This window comes from Mycobacteroides sp. CBMA 271 (assembly GCF_009729205.1).
Lineage (GTDB): Bacteria > Actinomycetota > Actinomycetes > Mycobacteriales > Mycobacteriaceae > Mycobacterium.
The window spans coordinates 229,978-251,054 of record NZ_VTHB01000006.1 but is presented as its reverse complement, the minus strand read 5'-3'; the positions used below and the strand labels follow the sequence as shown (position 1 = coordinate 251,054).

At 63.8% G+C, this 21,077-nt stretch carries 24 protein-coding genes and 1 pseudogene; 17 read left to right on the top strand and 8 right to left on the bottom strand.

Features of this window, described 5'->3' with window-relative positions:
* Nucleotides 1–14: 14 nt before the first annotated feature.
* The 11 genes and pseudogenes from FZI91_RS17400 to FZI91_RS24050 all read left to right on the top strand — a co-directional run bounded on the left by FZI91_RS17400 (nt 15) and on the right by FZI91_RS24050 (nt 9,652).
* A complete protein-coding gene (locus FZI91_RS17400) occupies nt 15–1,601 on the top strand; it encodes a septum formation family protein (RefSeq protein WP_155940327.1) in 1,587 nt (528 codons plus the stop codon).
* Between the two features lie 28 nt (nt 1,602–1,629).
* A complete protein-coding gene (locus tag FZI91_RS17395; protein ID WP_155940326.1) occupies nt 1,630–1,980 on the top strand; it encodes a metallopeptidase family protein in 351 nt (116 codons plus the stop codon).
* 145 nt (nt 1,981–2,125) lie between these two features.
* On the top strand, nt 2,126–2,497 hold the full coding sequence (locus FZI91_RS17390) for a PE family protein (RefSeq protein ID WP_155940325.1): 372 nt from the start codon (nt 2,126–2,128) through the stop codon (nt 2,495–2,497).
* 3 nt (nt 2,498–2,500) lie between these two features.
* Nucleotides 2,501–3,538, top strand: coding sequence for a PPE domain-containing protein (locus tag FZI91_RS17385; protein WP_155940324.1), 1,038 nt, complete (start codon nt 2,501–2,503; stop codon nt 3,536–3,538).
* Complete coding sequence (locus tag FZI91_RS17380) at nt 3,535–4,278, top strand: ESX secretion-associated protein EspG (RefSeq protein ID WP_162526175.1); 744 nt, start codon at nt 3,535–3,537, stop codon at nt 4,276–4,278. Before FZI91_RS17385 ends, FZI91_RS17380 begins: the two co-directional genes overlap by 4 nt.
* A gap of 120 nt (nt 4,279–4,398) precedes the next feature.
* Nucleotides 4,399–4,467: pseudogene (locus tag FZI91_RS24355) on the top strand (TetR/AcrR family transcriptional regulator); the annotation flags it as partial.
* Between the two features lie 29 nt (nt 4,468–4,496).
* Entirely contained in the window at nt 4,497–5,531 is a 1,035-nt protein-coding gene (locus tag FZI91_RS17370; RefSeq protein WP_155940322.1) for an alpha/beta hydrolase, read from the top strand.
* A gap of 562 nt (nt 5,532–6,093) precedes the next feature.
* Nucleotides 6,094–7,692 carry an amidophosphoribosyltransferase gene (locus FZI91_RS17365; RefSeq protein ID WP_155940321.1) on the top strand — a complete coding sequence of 533 codons (1,599 nt, stop codon included), beginning with the start codon at nt 6,094–6,096 and terminating at the stop codon, nt 7,690–7,692.
* Nucleotides 7,693–7,696: 4 nt separating this feature from the next.
* Complete coding sequence (locus tag FZI91_RS17360; RefSeq protein ID WP_155940320.1) at nt 7,697–8,353, top strand: HAD family hydrolase; 657 nt, start codon at nt 7,697–7,699, stop codon at nt 8,351–8,353.
* On the top strand, nt 8,350–9,270 hold the full coding sequence (locus FZI91_RS17355) for an NAD(P)-dependent oxidoreductase (RefSeq protein ID WP_155940319.1): 921 nt from the start codon (nt 8,350–8,352) through the stop codon (nt 9,268–9,270). The genes FZI91_RS17360 and FZI91_RS17355 overlap by 4 nt, the downstream gene beginning before the upstream one ends.
* Before the next feature lie 154 nt (nt 9,271–9,424).
* Nucleotides 9,425–9,652 carry a hypothetical protein gene (locus FZI91_RS24050; protein WP_166548261.1) on the top strand — a complete coding sequence of 76 codons (228 nt, stop codon included), beginning with the start codon at nt 9,425–9,427 and terminating at the stop codon, nt 9,650–9,652.
* Here the strand turns inward: FZI91_RS24050 and FZI91_RS17350 are convergent.
* Both FZI91_RS17350 and pheA read right to left on the bottom strand, forming a co-directional pair.
* The gene (locus FZI91_RS17350; RefSeq protein WP_155940318.1) at nt 9,649–10,335 is read right to left on the bottom strand and encodes a histidine phosphatase family protein; all 687 of its coding nucleotides are present in this window, start codon (nt 10,333–10,335) and stop codon (nt 9,649–9,651) included. The genes FZI91_RS24050 and FZI91_RS17350 overlap by 4 nt on opposite strands.
* On the bottom strand, nt 10,332–11,258 hold the full coding sequence (gene pheA / locus FZI91_RS17345) for a prephenate dehydratase (protein ID WP_162526176.1): 927 nt from the start codon (nt 11,256–11,258) through the stop codon (nt 10,332–10,334). Before pheA ends, FZI91_RS17350 begins: the two co-directional genes overlap by 4 nt.
* 133 nt (nt 11,259–11,391) lie before the next feature.
* Between pheA and FZI91_RS17340 the strand changes: the two genes are divergently transcribed.
* Nucleotides 11,392–12,177, top strand: a complete 786-nt coding sequence (locus FZI91_RS17340; RefSeq protein ID WP_155940317.1) for a DUF2470 domain-containing protein — start codon at nt 11,392–11,394, stop codon at nt 12,175–12,177.
* Here FZI91_RS17340 and FZI91_RS17335 read toward each other — a convergent pair.
* Nucleotides 12,174–12,863 (bottom strand): alpha/beta fold hydrolase, encoded by a 690-nt coding sequence (locus tag FZI91_RS17335; RefSeq protein WP_162526177.1) that lies wholly within the window; start codon nt 12,861–12,863, stop codon nt 12,174–12,176. The genes FZI91_RS17340 and FZI91_RS17335 overlap by 4 nt on opposite strands.
* A 42-nt stretch (nt 12,864–12,905) precedes the next feature.
* Here FZI91_RS17335 and FZI91_RS17330 point away from each other — a divergent pair, with 42 nt between their 5' ends.
* The 5 genes from FZI91_RS17330 (at nt 12,906) to FZI91_RS17310 (ending at nt 17,284) form a co-directional block, all read left to right on the top strand.
* Nucleotides 12,906–13,658: a CPBP family intramembrane glutamic endopeptidase gene (locus tag FZI91_RS17330; protein ID WP_155940316.1), complete on the top strand. Its 753-nt coding sequence runs from the start codon at nt 12,906–12,908 to the stop codon at nt 13,656–13,658.
* A gap of 323 nt (nt 13,659–13,981) precedes the next feature.
* On the top strand, nt 13,982–14,923 hold the full coding sequence (locus tag FZI91_RS17325; RefSeq protein WP_155940315.1) for an LCP family protein: 942 nt from the start codon (nt 13,982–13,984) through the stop codon (nt 14,921–14,923).
* Nucleotides 14,924–14,941: 18 nt separating this feature from the next.
* A complete protein-coding gene (locus tag FZI91_RS17320) occupies nt 14,942–15,499 on the top strand; it encodes a ferritin (protein WP_162526178.1) in 558 nt (185 codons plus the stop codon).
* A 172-nt stretch (nt 15,500–15,671) separates the two neighbouring features.
* Nucleotides 15,672–16,217: a ferritin gene (locus tag FZI91_RS17315; protein WP_155940314.1), complete on the top strand. Its 546-nt coding sequence runs from the start codon at nt 15,672–15,674 to the stop codon at nt 16,215–16,217.
* A gap of 176 nt (nt 16,218–16,393) precedes the next feature.
* Complete coding sequence (locus FZI91_RS17310; protein ID WP_155940313.1) at nt 16,394–17,284, top strand: SAM-dependent methyltransferase; 891 nt, start codon at nt 16,394–16,396, stop codon at nt 17,282–17,284.
* On the opposite strand, the gene FZI91_RS24350 is transcribed toward FZI91_RS17310, so the two are convergent.
* The 5 genes from FZI91_RS24350 to msrA all read right to left on the bottom strand — a co-directional run bounded on the left by FZI91_RS24350 (nt 17,250) and on the right by msrA (nt 20,924).
* Nucleotides 17,250–17,489, bottom strand: coding sequence for a diguanylate cyclase domain-containing protein (locus FZI91_RS24350; protein WP_155940312.1), 240 nt, complete (start codon nt 17,487–17,489; stop codon nt 17,250–17,252). The genes FZI91_RS17310 and FZI91_RS24350 overlap by 35 nt on opposite strands.
* 34 nt (nt 17,490–17,523) lie before the next feature.
* Entirely contained in the window at nt 17,524–18,399 is an 876-nt protein-coding gene (locus FZI91_RS17300; RefSeq protein WP_162526179.1) for a glycerophosphodiester phosphodiesterase, read from the bottom strand.
* Nucleotides 18,374–19,408 carry a DUF4328 domain-containing protein gene (locus tag FZI91_RS23850; protein ID WP_239001789.1) on the bottom strand — a complete coding sequence of 345 codons (1,035 nt, stop codon included), beginning with the start codon at nt 19,406–19,408 and terminating at the stop codon, nt 18,374–18,376. The genes FZI91_RS17300 and FZI91_RS23850 overlap by 26 nt, the downstream gene beginning before the upstream one ends.
* Before the next feature lie 210 nt (nt 19,409–19,618).
* Nucleotides 19,619–19,945 carry a rhodanese-like domain-containing protein gene (locus tag FZI91_RS17290; RefSeq protein ID WP_155940481.1) on the bottom strand — a complete coding sequence of 109 codons (327 nt, stop codon included), beginning with the start codon at nt 19,943–19,945 and terminating at the stop codon, nt 19,619–19,621.
* A 244-nt stretch (nt 19,946–20,189) separates the two neighbouring features.
* Nucleotides 20,190–20,924 carry a peptide-methionine (S)-S-oxide reductase MsrA gene (gene msrA, locus FZI91_RS17285; protein ID WP_162526202.1) on the bottom strand — a complete coding sequence of 245 codons (735 nt, stop codon included), beginning with the start codon at nt 20,922–20,924 and terminating at the stop codon, nt 20,190–20,192.
* Nucleotides 20,925–21,077: the final 153 nt, after the last annotated feature.

The following is a 21,077-nucleotide window of genomic DNA, read 5'->3' as shown; positions in this document are numbered from 1 at the left end:
ACAATGACTGCAGTATGAGTGACGAAGCAGAACCCACGCCGAACGTCGAACAGGAAGAGTCCGCCCCACAAAAATCGGGCAGCGGCGAATCCACCAACGACGCGCTGGGCACCGATACGTCCGGAGACTCCGCCGCCGAGTCTCCGGAGGCTGAGGTGCCGTCCACGGAGGCAGACGAGGCTTCCGTCAACACCGCTGACGCCCTGCACACGGAAGTCCTGGAATACCCCGACGTCGAGCAGGCCCCCGAAGGCACGGCCGACGCCGCGGAATCCGAGAAGCCGCACTGGTGGGACGGCTTGAAAGAGGGACTCAAGGAGCGCTCCACGCACCGCGCACTGTTGTTGGTCACCTTCGGCGGTCTGTTCATCGCAGGTCTCACCCAGGCACTGCCGGACGGCTGGACCTCGGCGGACCGATTGGTCAACAAGATCGACTCAAATCCGGTGCCGAGCACGGGCGCACCCAACAACAGCACGTTCAATTCGGCCAAGGCCGGTGAATGCCTGAACTGGCCCGCCTCCACCGCCGAAGTCAGCATCGTCGACTGTGCCAACGATCATCGCTTCGAGGTCGCCGAATCCATCGACCTGCGCACCTTCCCCGGCAAGGAGTACGGTCCCGATTCGCCACCTCCCACGGCAGGACGCATCCAGGAAATCAGCCAAGAGCAGTGCCAGGTCGCCATCAACCGCTACTTGGGAGATCGGTACGACCCCAACAGCCGGTTCACCATGGGCATGTTGTGGCCTGGAGATAAGGGCTGGATCGAGGCCGGTGAGCGGCGAGTGCTGTGCGGGCTTCAGCTGCCCGGCGCCGATAACCAGCAACAACTCTTCCGCGAGAAGGTGGCCGCGCAGGATCAGTCAAAGATCTGGCCCGTGGGCACGTGCCTGGGCATCGACGCCACCACAAACCTGCCCACCGAACTCCCGGTGGATTGCGATAAGGCCCACGCCATGGAGATCACCGGCACGGTGAGCCTGGCCGAGCATTTCCCGGGTTCGGTTCCGCTCGAGCCCGACCAGGACGGGTTCATCAAGGACAACTGCACCCGGTTGACCAATGACTACATGGGCAATCCCGACGGCTTCCGCGCCACCACGCTGACGCTGTCGTACAACACGATCACCCTCCCCAGCTGGACCGCCGGTAGCCGGCAGGTGAGCTGCAATATCGGCTCCACCCTGGGTAACGGCGCATGGTCCACCCTGGTCAACAGCGCCAAGAGCGGGCAATTGCTGATCAACGGACAGCCGCCGATACCGCCGCCGGACATCCCCGCAGACCGGCTGAACATGCCGCCCATTCCGCTCTCGACCACTCCTGCACCTGCACCGACGCAGCAACCCACGTACACACAGCAGCCGACGTACACCCAGCAGCCAACCCGCACGCAACAGCCAACGCAGCAGACGACACAGCAGCCGACACGGACCTCGCAGCCTCCGACGTCCTCTGCAGCGCCGAACCCCAGCAATCCGCCGGGGAACACGATCGTGACGACGCTGCCCCCCGGGGCGGGACCGCCTCCGCCAATGGACGGTCCGCCCATGGAAGGGGGCCCGCCGATGGAGGGTCCGGCACCCGGGCCCGCCTAGCTGTGCCTGCCCCGGAGGCTGACGCCTGATGCCTGTCCAGATGAGCGTGCAACGGTTCGAGGAGCTGGTATCGGACGCTCTCGACACTGTGCCGCCGAAGCTTGCAGCCGCCATCGACAACGTGGTGGTCCTGGTCCAAGGGCGTCATCCCGAGGATCCAGAGCTTCTCGGGCTGTATGAGGGCATCGCACTGACCGAGCGCGACAGTTTCTACGCCGGCGCCCTTCCGGACACCATCACGATCTATCGCGAGCCGTTGCTGGAGATGTGCTCCAGCGAACACGAAGTGGTCGATGAGGTGACGATCACCGTGATTCACGAGATCGCCCATCATTTTGGTATCGACGACGAGCGATTACACCAGCTGGGCTGGGGCTAAAGGGACCACTGAGGTTTGCTAGAAAAAAATCCAAAAATCTTGGACAATGATGGAACCGAATAGAGGGATCCGCCGTCCTTCTTTAGTGAAAGGGCAAATCTGCCCTTAGGACGACGCGAGACAAGTGGGGGAAAGGGGACTGAAGATGGCTGACGTACCGGCGCCCGCCCAGCGTGAGGAAATCCGTTGGGACTTGGCTAGCCAGCCAGGAAGTGTTCTGCAGGTTGATCCAGATGCCATGAAGCAAGCCGCCGTCGAGTACGACGCGATGGCGCAGCGGCTGCAGGATGCACTCGACAAGCAGCTAGAGACCGCGAAGTTCGGCTCGGCGGGCCGCGACGAAGTGTCGACCGCGGTAGCGAACGCCTCCGCGAAGACCAACGAGAACTTCGAGAAGGTCGCCAAGGACGGCATTGAGCAGTTCAAGCGCATCGCCGAGGCCTTCCGACGCAACTCGCAAGCATTCGTCGATATGGAGCGGACCAACGCCGCTCGCATCAATGGTGTGGGGGAATAGATCATGACCGGATTCACTGGCGTCAACTGGGTTGCACGCAAGGCGAAGAGGTTGGCCCTGGACCTGACCACGGGCGCTGGACCGACTCACGTCGTGGACAGTGCGCTGGCCTGGCAAGAGATCAGCACCGCGTTCGCCGAGGTGCACGAGAACAGCCTGCGCGTGGGCGAACTGCTCACCGAGGGGTACCGCGGGCCGCATGCCGAGGACGCGCTGACCAAGCTGACCCCCTTCACCGAGTGGGTGGAGAAGATGGCGGGTCTGACCCAGGAGGTCAGCGATACCTCGAACACGTACGCCGAGTCGTACGGCACCGCTGTCCTGGATATGCCGCACATCAGCGACCTGGCCCAGCTGGAGAAGGCCAAGGCTGAGGCACTGTCCGCAGGCGGACCGCTGTTCGGGCTCTCCGCGACCACCGAGGGTATGGAGCAGGACCTCGACCTACAGGCCGCGAAGGCCATGGAGACCTACGAGTCGGCCAGCGAGCCGGCCTCCAAGGTGGTCGAATTCCCGCCTGCACCCGAGGTCATCAAGTACCCGGAGGAGAAGTCGGGAGCCAACAGCGGCAACACCGGCGTCAGCGCAGCCGGAGTCGGCATGTCCGAGATGGGCCCGAGCCCACTGAGCCCGGACTCGGTTCCCGGCACACAGAGCGCCCGAGCGGCCGCCGTATCGCTGGCCGGCAACCCGACCTCTGCCAGCGGTACCGGCATGGGCATGGGTATGGGCGGCATGGGCGGCATGATGGCCGGCGGCGCGATGGCTGCAGGCGCCGCTGCCAGTAAGGGCGTCAAGGTCGGCAACGGCGGCAAGAAGGATGAAGACGAGGACGACGACAAGCTCACTGCCATCGGCGCCACCGGCGTCTTCATGGGTGATGAGAGCAAGCCCGTCGACCTGCCGGACATCCTGACCAACAAGTCGGGTAGCGACAAGGTCGCCGACTTCGAGAACGTCGACGCCTCAAAGCTGTTCGAACGTGGCGGCTCCAAGGGAGCGGTGGCCCCTCCGGTTCTCGGCGCGAGCGCTGACCTGTGACCGTCCGCCTGGACTTCGACGAACTGGAACTGACCCGCGAGATCACCGGCAATGACCTGTTGCCGGTGGTGTTGGCCGCCGGTCCGCGCCATGAGGACGAAGTCGAGCACCGGGATGCCCTGGAGGGTGCACGCACCAGACTCAAGGAACGCAATCTGCTGAAGGGCGAGGACCTTCACCCGACGCTGCGCGACATGTTGACCTCGGCCAGCAAGGCCACCGGTCAGGTCGCGGTGCGGCGCTGGGCCGGGTCGCAGATGCTGCGCCTGTGCCTGGTTGAGCATGGCGAGGCGTACGTGCTGCTGGTCAATGACGGCGAGGGCGTGGCCATGCGGTCGGTCACCGGTTCACTCGGTGCCGAGCTGTGGCGGTATCTGGGCGACGCCACTCCGCTGAAGTTCGGGTCCATCAACGCACCTGCCGAACAGCTTGCCTTGGCGCTCAATGCCGAGCCTGGCGATATGGCTCGTCGACTCATGGCACTCGGCGCCACCAAGGCCGACGCGGTCACTGTCGCGAAGGCGATGGCACGTCGCGGCGCGATGACCGAGATCACCGCAATCCGCCGAATCGACGGAGTGACCGATCGCGCACCCGGTGGAGTTGGGGTGTACGACACTGCCTTTGGCCGGATCATGTCGACACCGAGCACTTCCGGCGACGGTGCGCTGTGGGCGACGCTGACGCCGGCGACAGCGCAGCGGATGTCCCACGCGCTCAAGAGTCTCGGCATCGAATAGGTCCGGGCATCCGGCCGCGCCAGCCCAGAACAGCCCCCCTTGGGATATCGGCAGTATGCAAAACTGTCTGCAGTAGACATCCAGACCTCTGCGCCAAATGTCTCAACCGAGGAGGTGGCGGTGTCCGACCAGCGACAGCGGGTCCGCCGCGCCGAATCCCAGCAACGCACCCGCGAGGAACTTCTCGACTACGAGAAGCAGCCCGTGGAGGTGCTCGCATGAACGATCCTGCACCTATCTCTGAACCCGGTGGCACGGTAACCATCGATAGGCTGGGTAGCGGCTCGGCCTTGCAACGGTTTTCCCACTCCACGGCGCGGCTGATGCTCCGACGACCGCTGGAGGGCCTGGCACGAATCGCCGCGCGCCATCCCTCGCTGCGGACACGCGGTTTTCGGGCTGCCAACTTCCTGGAGCTAGCGGCCTTCCCCTTGCGGCCGAGCTTCGGCACCCGGCGGCGCGCGGTGACATTCCCCAGCTTCCGTGCGGAATGGTTATGGCACAAGAACCTTCCCGATCCCGAGAATCCTGGGCAGGGTGCGATTCTGTACTTCCACGGCGGGGCGTTCATTCTGGGTGGTCTACACAGCCATCGACGGATGACTGCACGCGTCGCCCGCGCGGCCGGAATGCGTCTTTTGGCGGTGGACTATCGGCAGCTGCCGCTGGCGCATGTCACCGAATCTGTGGCGGATGCCGTAGAGGCCTATCGGTACCTGCTCGACCAGGGGTTCGCAGCCGAAAGGATCGTGTTCGCCGGCGACTCCGCCGGTGGCGGTCTGGCCTTCAGTGCGGCGCTCGCCACCCGCGAGGCCGGCTTGCCGATGCCCGGTGGCATCGCCGCCATCTCACCGTGGGCAGACCTCGATTGTTCGGCCAAGAGGAGCCACCCGAACGAAGCACACGACGCCATGTTGTCCGGCGTTATCCTCGCGGTGCCGGGCGAAATGGGTATGGCCCCCGACGGCCAGTTGGATCCTGCTTGGTCGCCGGTGAATCACGACTTCAATGGGATGCCACCGACCTTCATTCAGGTCGGCTCGCTCGAAGTGCTGCTGGCAGATGTAGAGCAGTTGGCCCAGCGCTGCGCTGGGGCGAACGTCCCGTGCACGGTACAGATCTGGGATCACGCAGTACATGACTTCCAGATCGGCGCCGATTTTCTGCCGGATGCTCGCGCCGCCATCGACGACATGGCGCACTTCATCCGTCAGATCACCGAACTCGACAACTCCCAGCCAGGCACATCGTAAGCACCGACCAACCCCAGCACGGGGTTCAGGTCGAAGGCGCCGGGTTCGGCAGCAGATTCGACGAAGACACCGATATCTGCACGTCGACACCGATCACAGCGTGTGCCCTCTGCGACCGCCAGGGCCATGCCGAACTGGGCGAGCCAAGTATCTAGAGCAATCACGGGCTTTGGAATCTGGTTGCGCTTAAAGGAATTTCCGGTATCCACCCGATCAATGTTCCGACCGGCGACATCACCTCCATTCTCTTTGCGCTTTTCTTACGGTACGCACCCCAACACCTGCGAAGCAGTACGTTGTGCCCGATGCCTGTGCAGCAGAAGGGTTTTCATTAATTCTAGCGAGAATGGGCATCGGTGCCACGGCGGGTCAACTCGTCAGCAGGCAGGTCATCGAAAATCTTCGGCGCGCGCGTAACCCTCGCCTGTGTTGGACTTAGAAGACTGGGAGCGGCCATCGCCGTCGCGCTCCGAGGCGCGGGCCTGAGAGAGCAGCACCACCTGATTCGCGTTGCAACCACGCAAGATTCCAACAGTCAAGGCACTGGGAAGTCGGGGTTCAAATGGCTGGCATTTTGGCATTGGCAAGGGCAGACGGCGGCGGAATCGAACCATCGGAGAATGCGGGGCTGATAAGCCAGCTAGTCGCGCAGCTCAGCCATCGCGGACAGCGGGGGTTTTCACTGATCGCTCAACAAAACAGCGGAGCCCCATCCGGGTATCTGTCGGAGTTCCCCGCCGTCCGCGTGGACGAGGCAGCACTCGCGAAAGGCCTTGGGAACACACCGCTACGCGCACTCCTAGGCCACGTTCACCAGACATCGAACGACTTGGGCAACCAGCCGTTTGCCTCGGATCGATCAGTCACCGGAGTGCAGCCCGCGGCGCCGTTTACGCTGCACGTGGCAATGGATGGCGGGCTAGTAAACACTTCGGAACTGGCACAAGAACTCTCAGCGGCTGGGATGGAGATCTCGGCGGGATCGGACGTCGAGATCCTTACGCGGGTGGTGGAGCAGATCTGTCTGTCAAAGTATGTGAACCGCGGCCTTAGGCCCGACTATGTGGATGTTTTCCGGGAAGTCGACCTCAAAGTTGACGGCGCAGTGAGCGCGGTTCTCGTTGACGATGCCGGGATTGTCGTGGCGTACCGAAATTGGCAGGGCCTACGCCCCTTGGGCGTGCTCCAGCGTTCCGATGTGATCGCGGTGGCCTCTGAGATCGACAGTGCCATTGCCGAGACGGGTAGCCTCATCGAGCTGCAGCCGAGCCAGATCGCGATCATCGATTCGGCCTGCGAAGGCGAGATCAAGGTGGGGTGCGTCGGAAGGGCCGTGCACCGACCCAAGAAATGTGTCTTCGAAACCCTCTACCTAGGGCATCCGCGCACCCGTTTCCATGGCGAGACACATTGGGATACCCGCCGGAAGATAGGTTTCGAACTGGGAGCCCTGCTGGGCGAGACCACAACGGGGACAGGTGGCCTCGTTGTTGCGTCCATGCCAAAGACGGGTATTCCATACGCCGACGGGCTTTTTGAGTATCTGCAGGCGCACCCACACGGGAAAGCGGTCGTGCGGGAAGAGCTGGTAGAGATCGGGCTGCTCCAGCGCACTCTCATCGGCATCCCGGGTGAACGCAAAGCGCTGATCGAACGCAAGTACAGCCTGCGGGATATCGATGTCACCGGCCGCGACATCGTCGTGGTAGACGAGGCGTTGATCCGCGGGGACACCAGCCAGGCCGTGGCTCGACTGCTGTTCGACGCTGGCGCACACTCAGTGCACTGGGTGGTGGGATCGCCGCCATTCATTTCCCCGAGCTACTACGGATTGGGGGTCAACTCACTGGAAGAGCTGATTTTCTGGCAGATCTGGAGCTCCCTTGCCTTCAAACCAGAGCGGCCGTGGCTCGAATTGAACTCCAGGAACCCGCAATTGCTCAATTTCTTCGAGTCGCTCGTCGCCAAGGCCATCGGCGTCACGCGCGTTACATACCTACCCTTTCATCGATTGACGCGCGTTCTGCCTGGCGGCGAGTACGACTACGATTGCTCACCCTTTACGTTTCGTATGCCTACGCCGATAGGCCAAGTCCGCGCTGACGAGGAGTACCTACGGATCCTCGAACAGCACCTCGGGAAGGAAGAGATGGCAGGGTGATCGGATGCGTCTAACCGTCGTTTATGACTGGAACGGAACGCTATTGGATGATGCCGGCGCGTTCACGACGTCGATCAACGCCGTCCTCACTCATTTCAAGCTAGCTGAGATTGACGTGGATACATTGCGTGCGGTGTGCGAATTCCCGTTCAGCCGCCTCTACGAGAAACTGGGACTGCCGTCTGCGGCACAAGAAAACGACAACGAACTGTTCTTCGGCAGCTACCAACCGTTAGCCGCCGCGTCGCGGTTGCGTGTCGGCGCCGAGCGTGCGCTTGAGGCTTTCAAAGACGCCGCGGACGTGCTGATTCTCAGCAACCACATCGAGAGCCTCATCCGCGAGCACATCGCTCTGCTGGGGGTGGAGAGCAAGATCGCCCACATCTTGGCTTATGCCAGCCGGGAATCCCAGTACCAAGGATTCACAAAGGGCGAGATGCTGGATCGGTACATGCGTGAGCAGAACATCTCACCGCAGCGCACCGTGATCGTCGGCGACACTCCCGAGGAAGTCGGCATCGCCCGATCCCTGGGTCTCACCAGCGTTGCGATGACGGGTGGAATGGCATCCGAAACGCGGTTACGCGATGCGGGCGCCGATCACGTTGTGCGCGACCACAACGAGCTGCTCACTGTCCTCAAACGTGAGAACTTGCTATGACAACCGCGACGACGTTACGGATCGATGCCAAACCAGAGCTGTCCGGGCGCACGGTAGGACTAGTGGGTGCCGGCCGCATGGGCACAGGGATAGGGCGATGCCTACTGGGCCAAGGCGCCGAGTTGCGGGTCATGGCGAACAAGGATCGATCAGGCGTAAACGAACTGGTCGAACACGGGGCGTCAGAGAGCCACTCACTGTCCCAACTGGCCGACGGTTGTGCGGTGGTAGTGCTGTCCCTACCGTCAAGCGCCCAGGTCGAGGCCGTATGCCGCCAGGGAGGCCTGCTCGCTGGTCTTGCCCCGAAGACAATTGTCCTGGACACCACTACCGCGTGGCCGCACTCGACCATCGAACTCGCCGCGCAAGCAGCCGCCCTCGGCATCCGATTCGTCGACGCCCCCGTGACCAGATCCCCGGAACAAGCACGCCGGGGAGCTCTCAACAGCATGCTGGGCTGCGACGACAATTTCCAGGAGTTCATCGACGTCGTCGCGGCCTACAGCGCCACCATCATGCGCGTAGGTCCAACGGGATCCGCGCACAAAATGAAGATCGTCTACAACGCGATGACCATGGGCATCTCGGCGGTTGCATCGGAAGCATGCCAACTGGCCTCCAGCATGGATGTCGACCTCCGTGCGCTGCGCGGCATCGTTTCCATGGGTTCTACAAACAGCGGCATATTCCAGAAAATAACCGAGTACCTGCTAGAAGAAGACGCCGATGCGCTGTCTATCTCCCTAGAGAACGCAGCGAAAGATATCCGTCTGGCCGTCGACGCCGCAGCAGAGCGCGGAGTGAACCTTCGTTCCCTCTCTGCGGCGTCCGAGACGTTTCGGGAAGCGTGCGACGCCGGCTACGCCGATCAGACGCTGCCGAATTTGGCCACCCACTCACAGAAGAACGGCTCTTGATCCGGAACTGTGGTGAAGAACCGCAAGGCTCGTCGCTCGGATTCGCCGCACGGTGGAGAACCGCGCGGCGGCATGCCCGGCAAGAGTTCAGCTTCTTCCCGTAGTTCCCGCTCGCCTCCGACCACTTGTCGGTATCCGGTGCTACAACACCGGTATGAAGAAGTCACCGGACTGGCGGCACGCCATCAGCTGCGGTGTTGCATGCCGTGACTGCGCCCGCGACGTTGATCATTGCCACGGCACGTTGATCGTGCATTCCGCTCGCTACGCCGAGTGCACCGCCGCCGACTGCGATGGACCCTACCTACTACGGCACAGCCTCGTCGTCGATTGCATTGTTACGCAATGCAATTGCGAGAATGAGATAGCGCAAGCGAGCTAGCCCATCGGGTCGGGCGACTGCGCCAACTCCTCGGCGCTGGTCGCCACCTGATGCGGGAAGGGCGCTGCCGCATCTCCCCAGTGCACGCAGCTCCACCTGCCATCGGTAATCGGTGCCAACACAACCGCTTCCGCATTGCGCAGGTGACGGTTCACCGCAAAACCCGGATCCACCCCGGCAAGGGTCGCGCCCACCAAGCGAATCGCCGCCCCATGGCTCACTATCACCACATCCCCGGCCGACGCATCGTTCTCCAAGTGACGCAACCGCAGATCAGCGACCACCGGCAGGTACCTGTCGAAAACATCCTGGGCGGACTCGCCGCCGGGCATCCGGGCGTCGAGATCCCCGAAATGCCAACGCTCATAGGTGCGATCGAATATCTCAAATGCCTCCATGTCGGTGCGGTCCTCCAGCTCGCCGGCCTGCACCTCGTGCAATCCCTCGGCCGCAAGCGCCTGCACCCCAAGGTGTTCGGCGATACCGGCGGCAGTCTCCACGGCGCGCACCGCCACCGAATGGATAAGCACCGCCGGCGGATGTCCCCCGTACTGCTCCGCGAACAGTCGAGCCTGCTGCAACCCCAGATCGGTCAGCGGAGCGCCCGGCGGTTTGGTGTCGAGTCTGCGCTCAACGTTTCCGTAGGACTGCCCATGGCGGACCAGGACCAACCGCCCGCTCATCGCAGCTTTCCCTCCCGTGTCTCGGAGAGCCACCCGGACGCCTCGTCCAGCTCGGGTGGGTTGGCGCCTCCCGTCGCTGTCGTTCCTCTTGGCCACGATCCCAAATACCGCACGTCCTCACAACGACGATGCAGTCCCTTAAGTGCCTCACTGACGGCGATGTCGTCGATGTGGCCGACACAGTCGAGGAAGAATCGGTAGACACCCAGACCGGTGCGGGTGGGCCGGGATTCGATAAACGTCAGGTCAATATCCCGAATCGCGAATTCATTCAGAGCGCCAGCAAGCGCTCCCGGAACATTCCGCAGTGCCAAGACCATCGAGGTGCGATCCGAACCGGTCGCTGCCGGAGGCGGCCCCGGCTGCCCCACTAACACGAAGCGGGTGTGGGCGTTCGCCTCATCCACCACACCGTTGGCCAGGGCATCCAGCCCAAGACGCTGCGCGGCCCACGCGGTCGACACACCAGCATCGGCCCGCTGCGCCTTCACGTCCTCGGCCGCCGCCGCGTTTGAGTTGGCGGGAACCAGCTCGGCGTTTGGCAGGTGGGTCGCCAACCACTCCCGCACCTGCGCAGCGGCTATCGGGAAGGCGGCGACGGTTTTGACGGCGTCTGCCGTGATGCCGGGGCGCACCGCGATAGTGAAGGACACCGGCAACACCGTCTCGGCAAAAACCTGCAGCGGCTCACCCGCCGCCAGCGTGTCGAGGGTCGGTACTACCCGCCCTTCAAGCGAACTCTCGATTGGTACGCACGCATAGCGTGCCGCACCCTCTTGCACCTGCACCAATGCGTCGCGCGGACTGCCCGCGGGCACCGACTCCACATCCGCCGAGCCGGGGATCTGCCCCGTCGTTCGCAGCTTGGTCAGCGCGGCCTCGGAGAACGTGCCCTCCGGCCCCAGGTACGTGATGCGCTGCACACGTCAAACCTTAGGCGCTCGACTACCCGGCGAACCTCCGACACAGGTGTCAGCACAGGTGTCCCTTGCACTCTCCGCGGTCCGTTGTTAACTTAGGCTTACCTCAGTTCGCCGGGTTATCAGGAGGGTCACCATGACCGCAGCACCGCCCACCACTGCCGAGCGTGTTCGTTCGGCCTGCGCACGGGCCGCGAGCTCGACCCTCGCCATCGCCGGTGCCGACGTGGTCGGTACCGCGCTGCACCATCTATTCGACGACGGCACCTTCGCGGTCGCCGTGCCGTCGGAAAGCGCCACGGCGGCGACGGTGCTCGCCGCCGGTCGGTCCGGGATGCCGGCACTGCTGGAGCTCACCGATCAGGCACCGCTGCCGCTGCGCGAGCCGGTCCGATCGCTGGTCTGGGTGCGCGGCAACGTGGTGGCAGCTTCCGATCGGGAGGCCCGCGCCATCGTCGACGTCATCGCCAGCCGCACACCCAACCCGGCACTCCTGGACATCCGCACCGACATGCGGCTGCGCACGGAACCGGGCTCGGCACTGCTGTGCCTGACCGTCGAATCCGTCGTTGTCGCCGATTCCACCGGAGCCGAATCAGTGGACGTCTCTGCCTTGCTCGGAGCGCGTCCCGATCCCTTTTGCGCCCTTGAGGCCGGGTGGCTGTCGCATATCGATCAGGACCACCGAGATCTCGTCGAGCGATTGGCGCGGCGGCTTCCGCTGAACCTGCAACACGGCGAGGTGCGGCTGCTCGGCATCGACCGCTACGGCATCCAACTACGTGTGGAAGGCGCCGGCGGCGACCATGACGTGCGGCTGCCCTTCAACGAACCCGTCGATGACACCGCGGGCTTGAGCCAGGCACTGCGCATTCTGGCCGGCTGCCCGTTCCTCAACGGGCTGCGCGCCCGCAAAATCTAGCCCAGCAACAGCTCGCGGAGCACCGCGGCGAACATCGCCGGAGCCTTGCGATGGGCAAAATGGTCTTGTCCGGCAAGCTCTTTGACGCGCGCTCCGGCCACCCGCTGCGCCAGGTAACCCACCGGCTCGCGGAATTGCATCGGCGAATACGTCCCCTCCAGCAGCAGCATCGGGGTCGCCACCCGGGTGTACTCACCGAGCACTCCGACACATTCCTGCACCGCTTCTGATTCCCGAACGACGATCGTCGACCTCGTCCGCAGCGACTCGGCCGCCTCCCGATTCGCAGCCAACACTCGATCCGAGACCGGCAGCGGCGGCTCGTAGAGGACTACCGACGCCACATCCAGGCCGCGGCGCAGCGCCTCCAGCACGACGACGGCGCCGTAGGAATGGGCGAGTATCACCGCATCGGGCCCCACCTCGGCAGCGACCGCGATGACGTCGTCGGCCTCCCGCGCCAGGCTGTGCTCCGCCGCGTCGGTACTCGCACCATGACCACGCCGGTCCACGACGAAGCAGGTGAAGTCCCGTTCCAGCTCCATAGCCACACCGGACCACGTCGCACCGGAATCCATCGCGCCGTGCACCATCACCAACGGTGGCCCCTCGCCGGACACGGTCAGGCTCAACCGCACCCCGTCGGGCGAAGCTACATAGCGCGGAGTGCTCACCACATCGGACACTCTTCCACCAATACCAGCCGCGTACCCGTCACACTGAGCGCCATGGCCGAATCGGACATCTCGCCACGCGCGATCCGCGTCGAGATCGGGATCGTGCTCGCCATCTCCTTCGGGATGAGCGCCGTGAGCGCCCTTCTGCAGTTCGCCTCCGCCGCATTGGCGGGGCTGTCCAATCAGACCGTCGCGCTCAATCCGCGTCGCGCCGAGCTCAGCCTGATCGACCTCGGCCTGAACCTGGTGTCGATCACGCGGCTGGTGGCGTGGGGGGTGCTGGCCTTATACCTGTTGTGGCGCAGTGGATTCACGTTGTCATCGATCGGGCTGGGCCGCTGGCGCTGGCGAGCCGACGGGCTTGGCGCGCTCGGATTGGCGGCCCTCATCGGGCTTCCGGGGCTTGCGCTGTATGTCGGCGCACGCTGGATGGGCCTGAGCGTCCAGGTGATTCCGGCGTCGCTCGATGACACCTGGTGGCGAGTTCCGGTCTTAGTGCTGTCCGCATTCGCCAACGGCTGGGCCGAAGAAGTCGTGGTGGTCGCGTACCTACAGATGCGGCTGCGGCAGCTGGGATACGGAACGGCGACCGCCATCGCGTCCTCGGCAGTGCTGCGCGGTTGCTATCACCTGTACCAAGGCGTGTCTGCGGGTATCGGAAACCTGGTGATGGGTCTGGTCTTCGGATATGTCTGGCATCGCACCGGACGGCTATGGCCGCTGGTCGTTGCCCATGGCGTGATCGACACGGTGGCTTTCGTTGGGTTCGCGTTGCTCCGGGATCACCTGGGTTGGCTCCATTAGCCTGATCTCATGGGACTGCCGCGATGACCGGGTCTTCGCTGCCCACTGATCCCTTCCGTGGGCGTCGCCCGCAGCGGCGAGAGAACAGTCAGGTCATTCGCCGTCACCCGCAGCCGCCACCCCCGCCGCGGGACAATCCGGCACGCCGGCCGGGCCCTCCGCCGTCCCCGCGCCGCGGGCAGATGCCGCCACCCCGGCCATCCTCACGCGATCCTCGACCGCGCCGGACCGCGCCTCCGACCAAACCACCTCCCCCTGGGCCGCCGCGCCCGCGACGTAAACGGCGGTGGGGCACCTGGATACGACGAACATTTCTGTTTGCGATGACGCTCGTACTCGTGGGGTTCTGCGCCATCATCGGCACGACCTTCTGGCTGGACGGGCGGTTGCGCCATGTCGACGCCCTCACCGACTACCCGGAGCGGCCTGCGTCCAGCAGTGGCACCAACTGGCTTCTGGTCGGATCCGACAGCCGTCAGGCCCTCAGCCCAGAACAGGAGGCAGAGCTCGCTACCGGCGGAGATACCGGTGACGGCCGAACCGACACCATTTTGTTGGTACATATACCCCCGTTCTACGACGGCGGAGCGGCCACCATGGTGTCGCTCCCCCGAGATTCGTACGTCCCGATCCCCGGATACGGCAGCGACAAGATCAACGCCGCGTTCACGTTGGGCGGCCCGGCGTTGCTCACTCAAACCGTCGAACAGGCCACCGGCCTGCGCATCGATCACTACGCAGAGGTCGGGTTCGGCGGATTCGCCTCGGTTGTCGACGCGATCGGCGGCGTCTCGATGTGCCTTGATGAGCCCATCGAGGATCCACTGGCCGGGATCAACTTGCCGCCTGGATGTCAAATGCTCAACGGACCCAACGCACTTGGATACGTGCGCAGCCGAGCGACGCCGCGCGCCGACCTGGATCGCATGACGCATCAGCGGGCGTTTATGGCGGCGCTGTTTCACCGGATAAACAGTCCGGCGGTCTGGGCCAATCCGTTCCGCTGGTATCCGCTGGCCACCTCGACCGCCGATGCCATCACCATCGCGCAAGGCGATCACAGCTGGAACTTAACCCAATTGGGCTGGGCCCTCGCCGGTTCCGTACAGACCCTGACGATGCCCATCGGTTCGTTCTCCTCGAACTGGTCGGGCGACATCGTCACCTGGGACGAGGACGCCTCGGGACGCCTGTTCGAGGCCCTGCGCACCGGTCAGCAGATTCCTGCCGACCTGTTGCCCGACCCGACCACACCGACGCCTTGACGCACTAGGCTTTTCGCTGTGGCTACCACCGATCTCCACGCACGCGCGTCCTCGCCGTTCCTAGAACTCTTGCGTGACCAAATCCGCAACGAATTCACGGCTTCGCAGCAGTACATCGCGATCGCGGTCTACTACGACGATGCCGACCTGCCGCAGCTCGCCAAGCGCTTCTACGCGCAGTCGATCGAGGAACGCACTCACGCGATGATGATCATCCGCTACCTCATCGACAAGAACGTGGCTGTCACGATCCCGGGCGTCGATCCCGTCGTCAACGATTTCGCCGATGCGCGGGCGCCCATCGCCCTCGCGCTCGAGCAAGAGAAGCGCGTCACCGATCAGATCACCGCGCTGGCCCGCGCGGCCCGCTCGTCGGGTGACTACTACGGCGAGCAGTTCATGCAGTGGTTCCTCAAGGAGCAGGTGGAGGAGGTCGCCACCATGGACACCCTGCTGACGGTTGTCGATCGCGCCGATCGCGACCTGTTCGACCTAGAGAACTTCGTGCAGCGTGAACTCAATCGCCCCATTAACCAGGATCCGACCGCGCCCCCTGCCGCAGGAGGAGCGGCCTAGATTAATTTTGCGCACAGAGATTTCCAATTGTCGGTGTAAAGAAATTAACTTTGGCTAACTTAAGAATTTATCAATTGGCCCACGCAATATCCGCATGCAACTTAGGTGACGGTAACCTCATTAAGGTTGACCTTGGCTGACAATGCCCCTGACCTGGTCTATTGTCGAATTCATGACCGCGACCGACACCCCTAAGACGAAATTTAACGCGCTCCTCCACGACCAAATCGGCCACGAGTTCACCGCGTCTCAGCAATATATTGCAATTGGTGCGTATTTCGACGACGCCGACCTCCCACAGCTCGCCGCGCATTTCTACAAGCAGGCGGTCGAGGAACGCAATCACGCGATGATGATCGTTCGGTACCTGATCGATCGACAGGTCTCCGTCGAGATCCCCGCCGTTGGTGCGGTCACCAACGGATTCACCGCACCACGCGAGCCACTTGCCCTGGCCCTCGCTCAGGAGCAGACGGTCACCGATCAGGTCACCGAGCTTGCGCGCACCGCGCGGGATGAGGGCGACTACATCGGCGAGCAGTTCATGCAGTGGTTCCTCAAGGAGCAGGTGGAAGAGGTCGCCCTCATGGACACGCTGCTCACGGTCGCCGAGCGTGCCGGGGACAACTACTTCGACCTCGAGGAGTTCGTGGCCCGAGAGATCTCCGTCGCGTCCAGCGATCCCACCGCGCCGCCGGCGGCAGGTGGCTCGCTCTAAGCGATCAGAAACAGCCCACAGATCTCCCCCGGGCTCGGCTCTCGGTCGAGACGGGGGAGATCTTGTTATCAGGACAGCGAAACGCGCACGTTCGCGCAGCAACCTGTCCGATAATCTGGACCTGATGTTGATGAGTCGTCGCCAGATTGCTGTGCCACCGCAGGGGGTGAACCGAGTTGTTCCGCGGTAGACGAATTCAACTGACACTCACAGCGTCTCGCGCCATCGAGTCGCACCGAACAGTTCCCTGGTTCATCGACCCCCTCGCCGAACATTTGGTTCTTGCCTCGGGCGATCCCCACACGCGCGCATTACTCGAATCGGCCCACACCGGCTCTACGGACGATGCGGGCGCCTACGCATTGTTCATCGCACGGTGCCGAGCGTTGATGACCCGTCATTATGATGACTCCCTGGTCGCCGCGGCACATTCCGGCACCCGCCAGGTGGTGCTCTTGGCCGGCGGCCTAGACACCCGCGCATACCGGCTCGACTGGCCCGCGGACGTGACCGTCTTCGAGGTTGACTACCCCGAACTGCTGAGCTTCAAGCAAGCCGTTGTGGACGACATCGGTTCGGAGCCGCACGCCGATCGACGGCCGGTCGGCACATTCCTCAGCGGGCCGTGGCAGTCCGATCTGACGACGGCAGGATTTGACCCAGACCTTCCCACCGCCTGGCTCGCCGAAGCGCTCGTGTCACACCTGCCTGGCAGGAGCCATGACGCCCTCTTCGAGCGAGTCATCGAGATGTCGGCGCTGGGCAGCATCATTGCCACTGATACCGACGGGATCGCGCCTTCCGGCCACCCCTGGGCAGACGTCCGTGATGCACTGGCGCCCAACATGTTTCAGGCAGAAGAACTCTCTCACGCGCAAGCGAGCGACGACCGGACACCTTCCGGCGAGTGGTTGTCGGGGCACGGGTGGCTAACGCAGACGACCACCGGGCGTGAACTCGCGGATCACTATGGCCAGGCCTTGGACGACGAGATGACGCCCTACTCCTACGAGTTCGCCGAACGCAGATTCCTCACGGCCACGCTGCCGGTGACATACATGCCCTAGAGTCGGGCGCTTTTTGCGACGTACAGCGACGTATCCGCGGGCCGCCGAACGGATTCGAAGTCGAGGTCCGTGCAGCGATATCGCCCGCGCGGGTGGACGACACGAGATTCTGTGTCACCGCCTTCAGCGTTTCGTCTCCGGCCTCATGTCGGTGGGTGTCATTGAGTTCCTTGAGGCGATCAACCCAATGTGGCTGGTCTCGCAAAGACGAGGAGGGGTCGCGGAAAGTAGGGCCGCGGTTAGAGCGCCGTGCCGGTCAGCCCTCGCTGTAGCCATCCCTTGGTGCGGCCGGGATGGTTGGTGGCGATCCACGCGACGCCAATGCTCCGGCAGAACTCGACGTCCTCGTAATGGTCGACGGTCCAGCAGTATGTCGCGCGCCCCTGGGCGGCCGCCCTGTCCACCAGCTCCGGGTGCTCACGCAGTGTCGCGATGGACGGTCCTACGGCGGTAGCGCCCACTGTGGTGGCCGCGCTGCCGCCGAGGTACCGGGAGGTCTCTCCCAACAGCACGGTGGGCAACATCGGGGCGGCGCGGCGGATACGCCATACCGCGGCGGCTGAGAATGACATGACGACTGCACGCGACATGTCTGCAGACGCCGGCGCGGCGATACCGAACCTGTGTAGCAGGGCGAGCACCTTGTTCTCCACCAGCGACCCATAGCGCACCGGATGCTTGGTTTCGATAAACAGCTTCACCGGGCGGTTCCAGTCGAGGACTAGCGACACCAACTCTTCCAGCGTCAGCAGCCCCGTACCCGCTCCGGCCTCGGCACCGCCCGGATGCCAGCCGCCGAAATCCAACGCGCGCAGCTGACTCAACGTCATCTCGCTGACCAACCCGGTCCCGTTGGAGGTGCGGTCCACTCGGCGATCGTGCACGCAGACCAATTGTCCGTCCCGCGTCAGGCGGACATCGCACTCCACCCCGTCGGCGCCCTCCTCGAGTGCGAGTTCATAGGCGGCCAGGGTGTGCTCGGGTCGATCGGCCGAGGCACCTCGATGCGCTACGACGAATGGATGCTGGGGGTCAGCCCCATGCCCCCACCTCGCCTCGGCACCGTCAGCGCTTCGCGCGTGCTGCTCATCACCAGGCTCCGACGACTCGGTCACGCTCCAATGCTGCCGGTTCCTGCCCCACTGGTTCAACCGCAGCGCCGGAATTGTCTTCGCGTGTCGTCTGCACATCCGGTCGATCGGCTTCGAGCGGCACTGGCCGCTGCACCGATTCCACCGCCAACCAACGCACCGCGCGATGATGGCCTTCGGGCGCGACGAAGCCCCGGTACACCCGTCGAAGCGACCACGCCGCAACCGCCGCCATCGCGTAGTCGATGGCGGTGAACAATGCGTTGTCGGCGATTCCCTGCACCGTCCATGGATCGCGACTCACCCAGGTGATCAGAACCAGCAGCCAGGTGGCGCCCCACAGGATCGACCACCAGACAATGTTCCGGTACTGCCGATACCACCGGTTCTCGATCTTGGCCAACTCCAGGAGCAGCAGGGGGACGCCCAGGATGTTCACGAAGGGCAGCAGGCAGCCCACGCGAATCTCAGATCGGCCTCTCGGATCATCGAATCCCAGGTCACGGTATGTTTCGGCGCGCCGGGCGATCATCCATTCGGTGAGGAACCACGCGGTGGCCACCATCACCGCGAAGGCCAGCGCCACGTTGACCAGCACTAGCAGGTTCGATGCGCTGGCGACGAACCGCGGGATCAGCGCTCCCCTGTTGTAAGCCATCAACGCATATCGAAGGAAATGCGCACACGAAACGATTGCCAGGGTGATGATTGTGGCGAGCAGGAGCCCGTCGAGTACTCGGCTGGGGATATGACCCCCGGCTATCCCTTGGCGTGACGAGCTGGCGGGCTCGATGTGGTCGACCAGACCCCAGCGCGGGATGTATCCGTAGCGCGGCGTCGGGCCCAACGGACGTCGCCGGCGCACCGTCGTCGGGGGCGAGCCCGGGCGCACGGCAATCCATCGGTACCCGTTGGGGAGACGCGTGGGCCGCGCCGCGGGACGCGCCGCCGGAGTTGCCACAGCACCCTGCTGCGTCGGCGGGACCCAGTACTTTCCGCCTGGCGGTTGAGCGGCCGTAGGCGGCTGCGGCATCGGAGCAAGCGGACGCGGCGGCGCGGTCATTCCTGGCTCAAGGAGCGTGCCCCTACACCGCGGGCACCAGTATCGACGCTGCTCACGCACGTTCCACTGAGTACCGCAGCGGGAGCACACCTGGATCATTCGTCCAGCGTAACGGCCTGAGGGTGCAACCTGCAGCGAGTGGTGCATCGCGGCTTACCACCGAGGCAGGTCGCCAGAATCTCAGCTGCTAGTCGGCTTACCTGCCTGTACCCAGGCCAACATGCCACCAGAGACGTTGCTGACGTCGAAACCGTTGCGATTCAGGTAGGCGGCGGCACGCTGAGAACGGCCCCCCGCGTGGCAGATCACCCACAGCGGAGCATCTGAATCCAGTTCGTCCATCCGGGACGGCACATCGCCTAGCGGTATATGTTGCGCGCCGTCGATATGGCCGGCCGCCCACTCGTCGTCCTCGCGGACGTCAAGCAACTTGACACCAAGATCCAGCGCAGCCGAGATCTCTTCGATGCCGACCTGAGGAACCTCATCACCTGAAGGGAAGTTCATCATCCATTCCTGTCGCTCGATCGGTCCGACGGCAGCTGCCCCTGCAACTTCTCGCAGTGTGACCCACGCCACAGCAATGTCGGCTTATCCACAGTATCCACAGGTTGATCCACAAACCACAGGCTGCTTATTAGCATTTGCGCTGGCCAGGACTCCGTGTAGGCACCCAGCGGGGCTAGGGACGGGGAACCGTAGCACTGCCTGTGCATAGTTAGCGAATTCATAACCGTTGCCGTGGGATAGCTCACGCTTGTGCTGTACCACCGGGTGGCACATCCAGGCCTATGGGGCAGGTGACCGACGTCCCGCCGAGACCGCAGTACCCATTCGGGTTCTTCGCCAGGTACTGCTGGTGATACTCCTCGGCGTAGTAGAAGCGTCGGGACGCGTGTCCGATAGGCCCATCCAGCGGAGCTATCTCCGTGGTGACTTCTCCGTATCCAGCGCCCGCAAGGGCGGAACCGTAGCGCGCTGCACTCTCGACGGCCGCGACCGCCTGAGCCTCGCTCGTTGTGTAGATGACTGAGCGGTACTGCGTGCCGCGATCGTTGCCCTGCCGCATGCCCTGGGTGGGGTCGTGACTCTCCCAGAACTGCACCAACAGCTGTTCGTACGTGACCTCGCGAGGGTCGAAAACCGCCAATACGGCCTCGGTGTGCCCGGTCCTGCCCGAGCACACCTCTTCATAGGTGGGATTGGGGGTGTAGCCCCCGGCATATCCCACCGCGGTGGAATAGACACCCGGCACGTTCCAGAAGCCACGCTCGGCTCCCCAGAAGCATCCCTCCCCAAACACCGCTGTTTCCAGCCCCTCGGGGAAGGGCGGCACCATCGCGTGGCCGTTGACGAAGTGCGTGCCGGATATCCGAATGGGCGTGGTACGCCCGGGCAGCGCCGCGCCCTCTTCGACGATTGCCGACTTTCCCGGCACTAGCCCCGTTTCGAGCCGCCCCAAAATCTGATCGCGAACGTCATCTATCCAAGAAGCCATGTTCCCGATGGTACGCCTGCAGCCGACCCGAATTTGCTGGTCTAGCTGGGGTTTCCAGTAATATGCAGGGTGAATTTTCACGCATCGCGATTTGGAGTTATGATGACCGTCACACGCGAGATGCTGTGACTCATCTCACCG

Coding starts and splice junctions, on each gene's coding strand:
- FZI91_RS17390 (WP_155940325.1), top strand. CDS start 2,126: ATGGCTGACGTACCGGCGCCCGCCCAGCGTGAGGAAATCCGTTGGGAC.
- FZI91_RS17395 (WP_155940326.1), top strand. CDS start 1,630: ATGCCTGTCCAGATGAGCGTGCAACGGTTCGAGGAGCTGGTATCGGAC.
- FZI91_RS17355 (WP_155940319.1), top strand. CDS start 8,350: ATGACAACCGCGACGACGTTACGGATCGATGCCAAACCAGAGCTGTCC.
- FZI91_RS17340 (WP_155940317.1), top strand. CDS start 11,392: ATGACCGCAGCACCGCCCACCACTGCCGAGCGTGTTCGTTCGGCCTGC.
- FZI91_RS17385 (WP_155940324.1), top strand. CDS start 2,501: ATGACCGGATTCACTGGCGTCAACTGGGTTGCACGCAAGGCGAAGAGG.
- FZI91_RS17290 (WP_155940481.1), bottom strand. CDS start 19,945: ATGAACTTCCCTTCAGGTGATGAGGTTCCTCAGGTCGGCATCGAAGAG.
- FZI91_RS23850 (WP_239001789.1), bottom strand. CDS start 19,408: ATGCCGCAGCCGCCTACGGCCGCTCAACCGCCAGGCGGAAAGTACTGG.
- FZI91_RS17370 (WP_155940322.1), top strand. CDS start 4,497: ATGAACGATCCTGCACCTATCTCTGAACCCGGTGGCACGGTAACCATC.
- FZI91_RS17315 (WP_155940314.1), top strand. CDS start 15,672: ATGACCGCGACCGACACCCCTAAGACGAAATTTAACGCGCTCCTCCAC.
- FZI91_RS17365 (WP_155940321.1), top strand. CDS start 6,094: ATGGCTGGCATTTTGGCATTGGCAAGGGCAGACGGCGGCGGAATCGAA.
- FZI91_RS17360 (WP_155940320.1), top strand. CDS start 7,697: ATGCGTCTAACCGTCGTTTATGACTGGAACGGAACGCTATTGGATGAT.
- FZI91_RS24050 (WP_166548261.1), top strand. CDS start 9,425: ATGAAGAAGTCACCGGACTGGCGGCACGCCATCAGCTGCGGTGTTGCA.
- FZI91_RS17350 (WP_155940318.1), bottom strand. CDS start 10,335: ATGAGCGGGCGGTTGGTCCTGGTCCGCCATGGGCAGTCCTACGGAAAC.
- FZI91_RS17400 (WP_155940327.1), top strand. CDS start 15: ATGAGTGACGAAGCAGAACCCACGCCGAACGTCGAACAGGAAGAGTCC.
- FZI91_RS17325 (WP_155940315.1), top strand. CDS start 13,982: ATGACGCTCGTACTCGTGGGGTTCTGCGCCATCATCGGCACGACCTTC.
- FZI91_RS17330 (WP_155940316.1), top strand. CDS start 12,906: ATGGCCGAATCGGACATCTCGCCACGCGCGATCCGCGTCGAGATCGGG.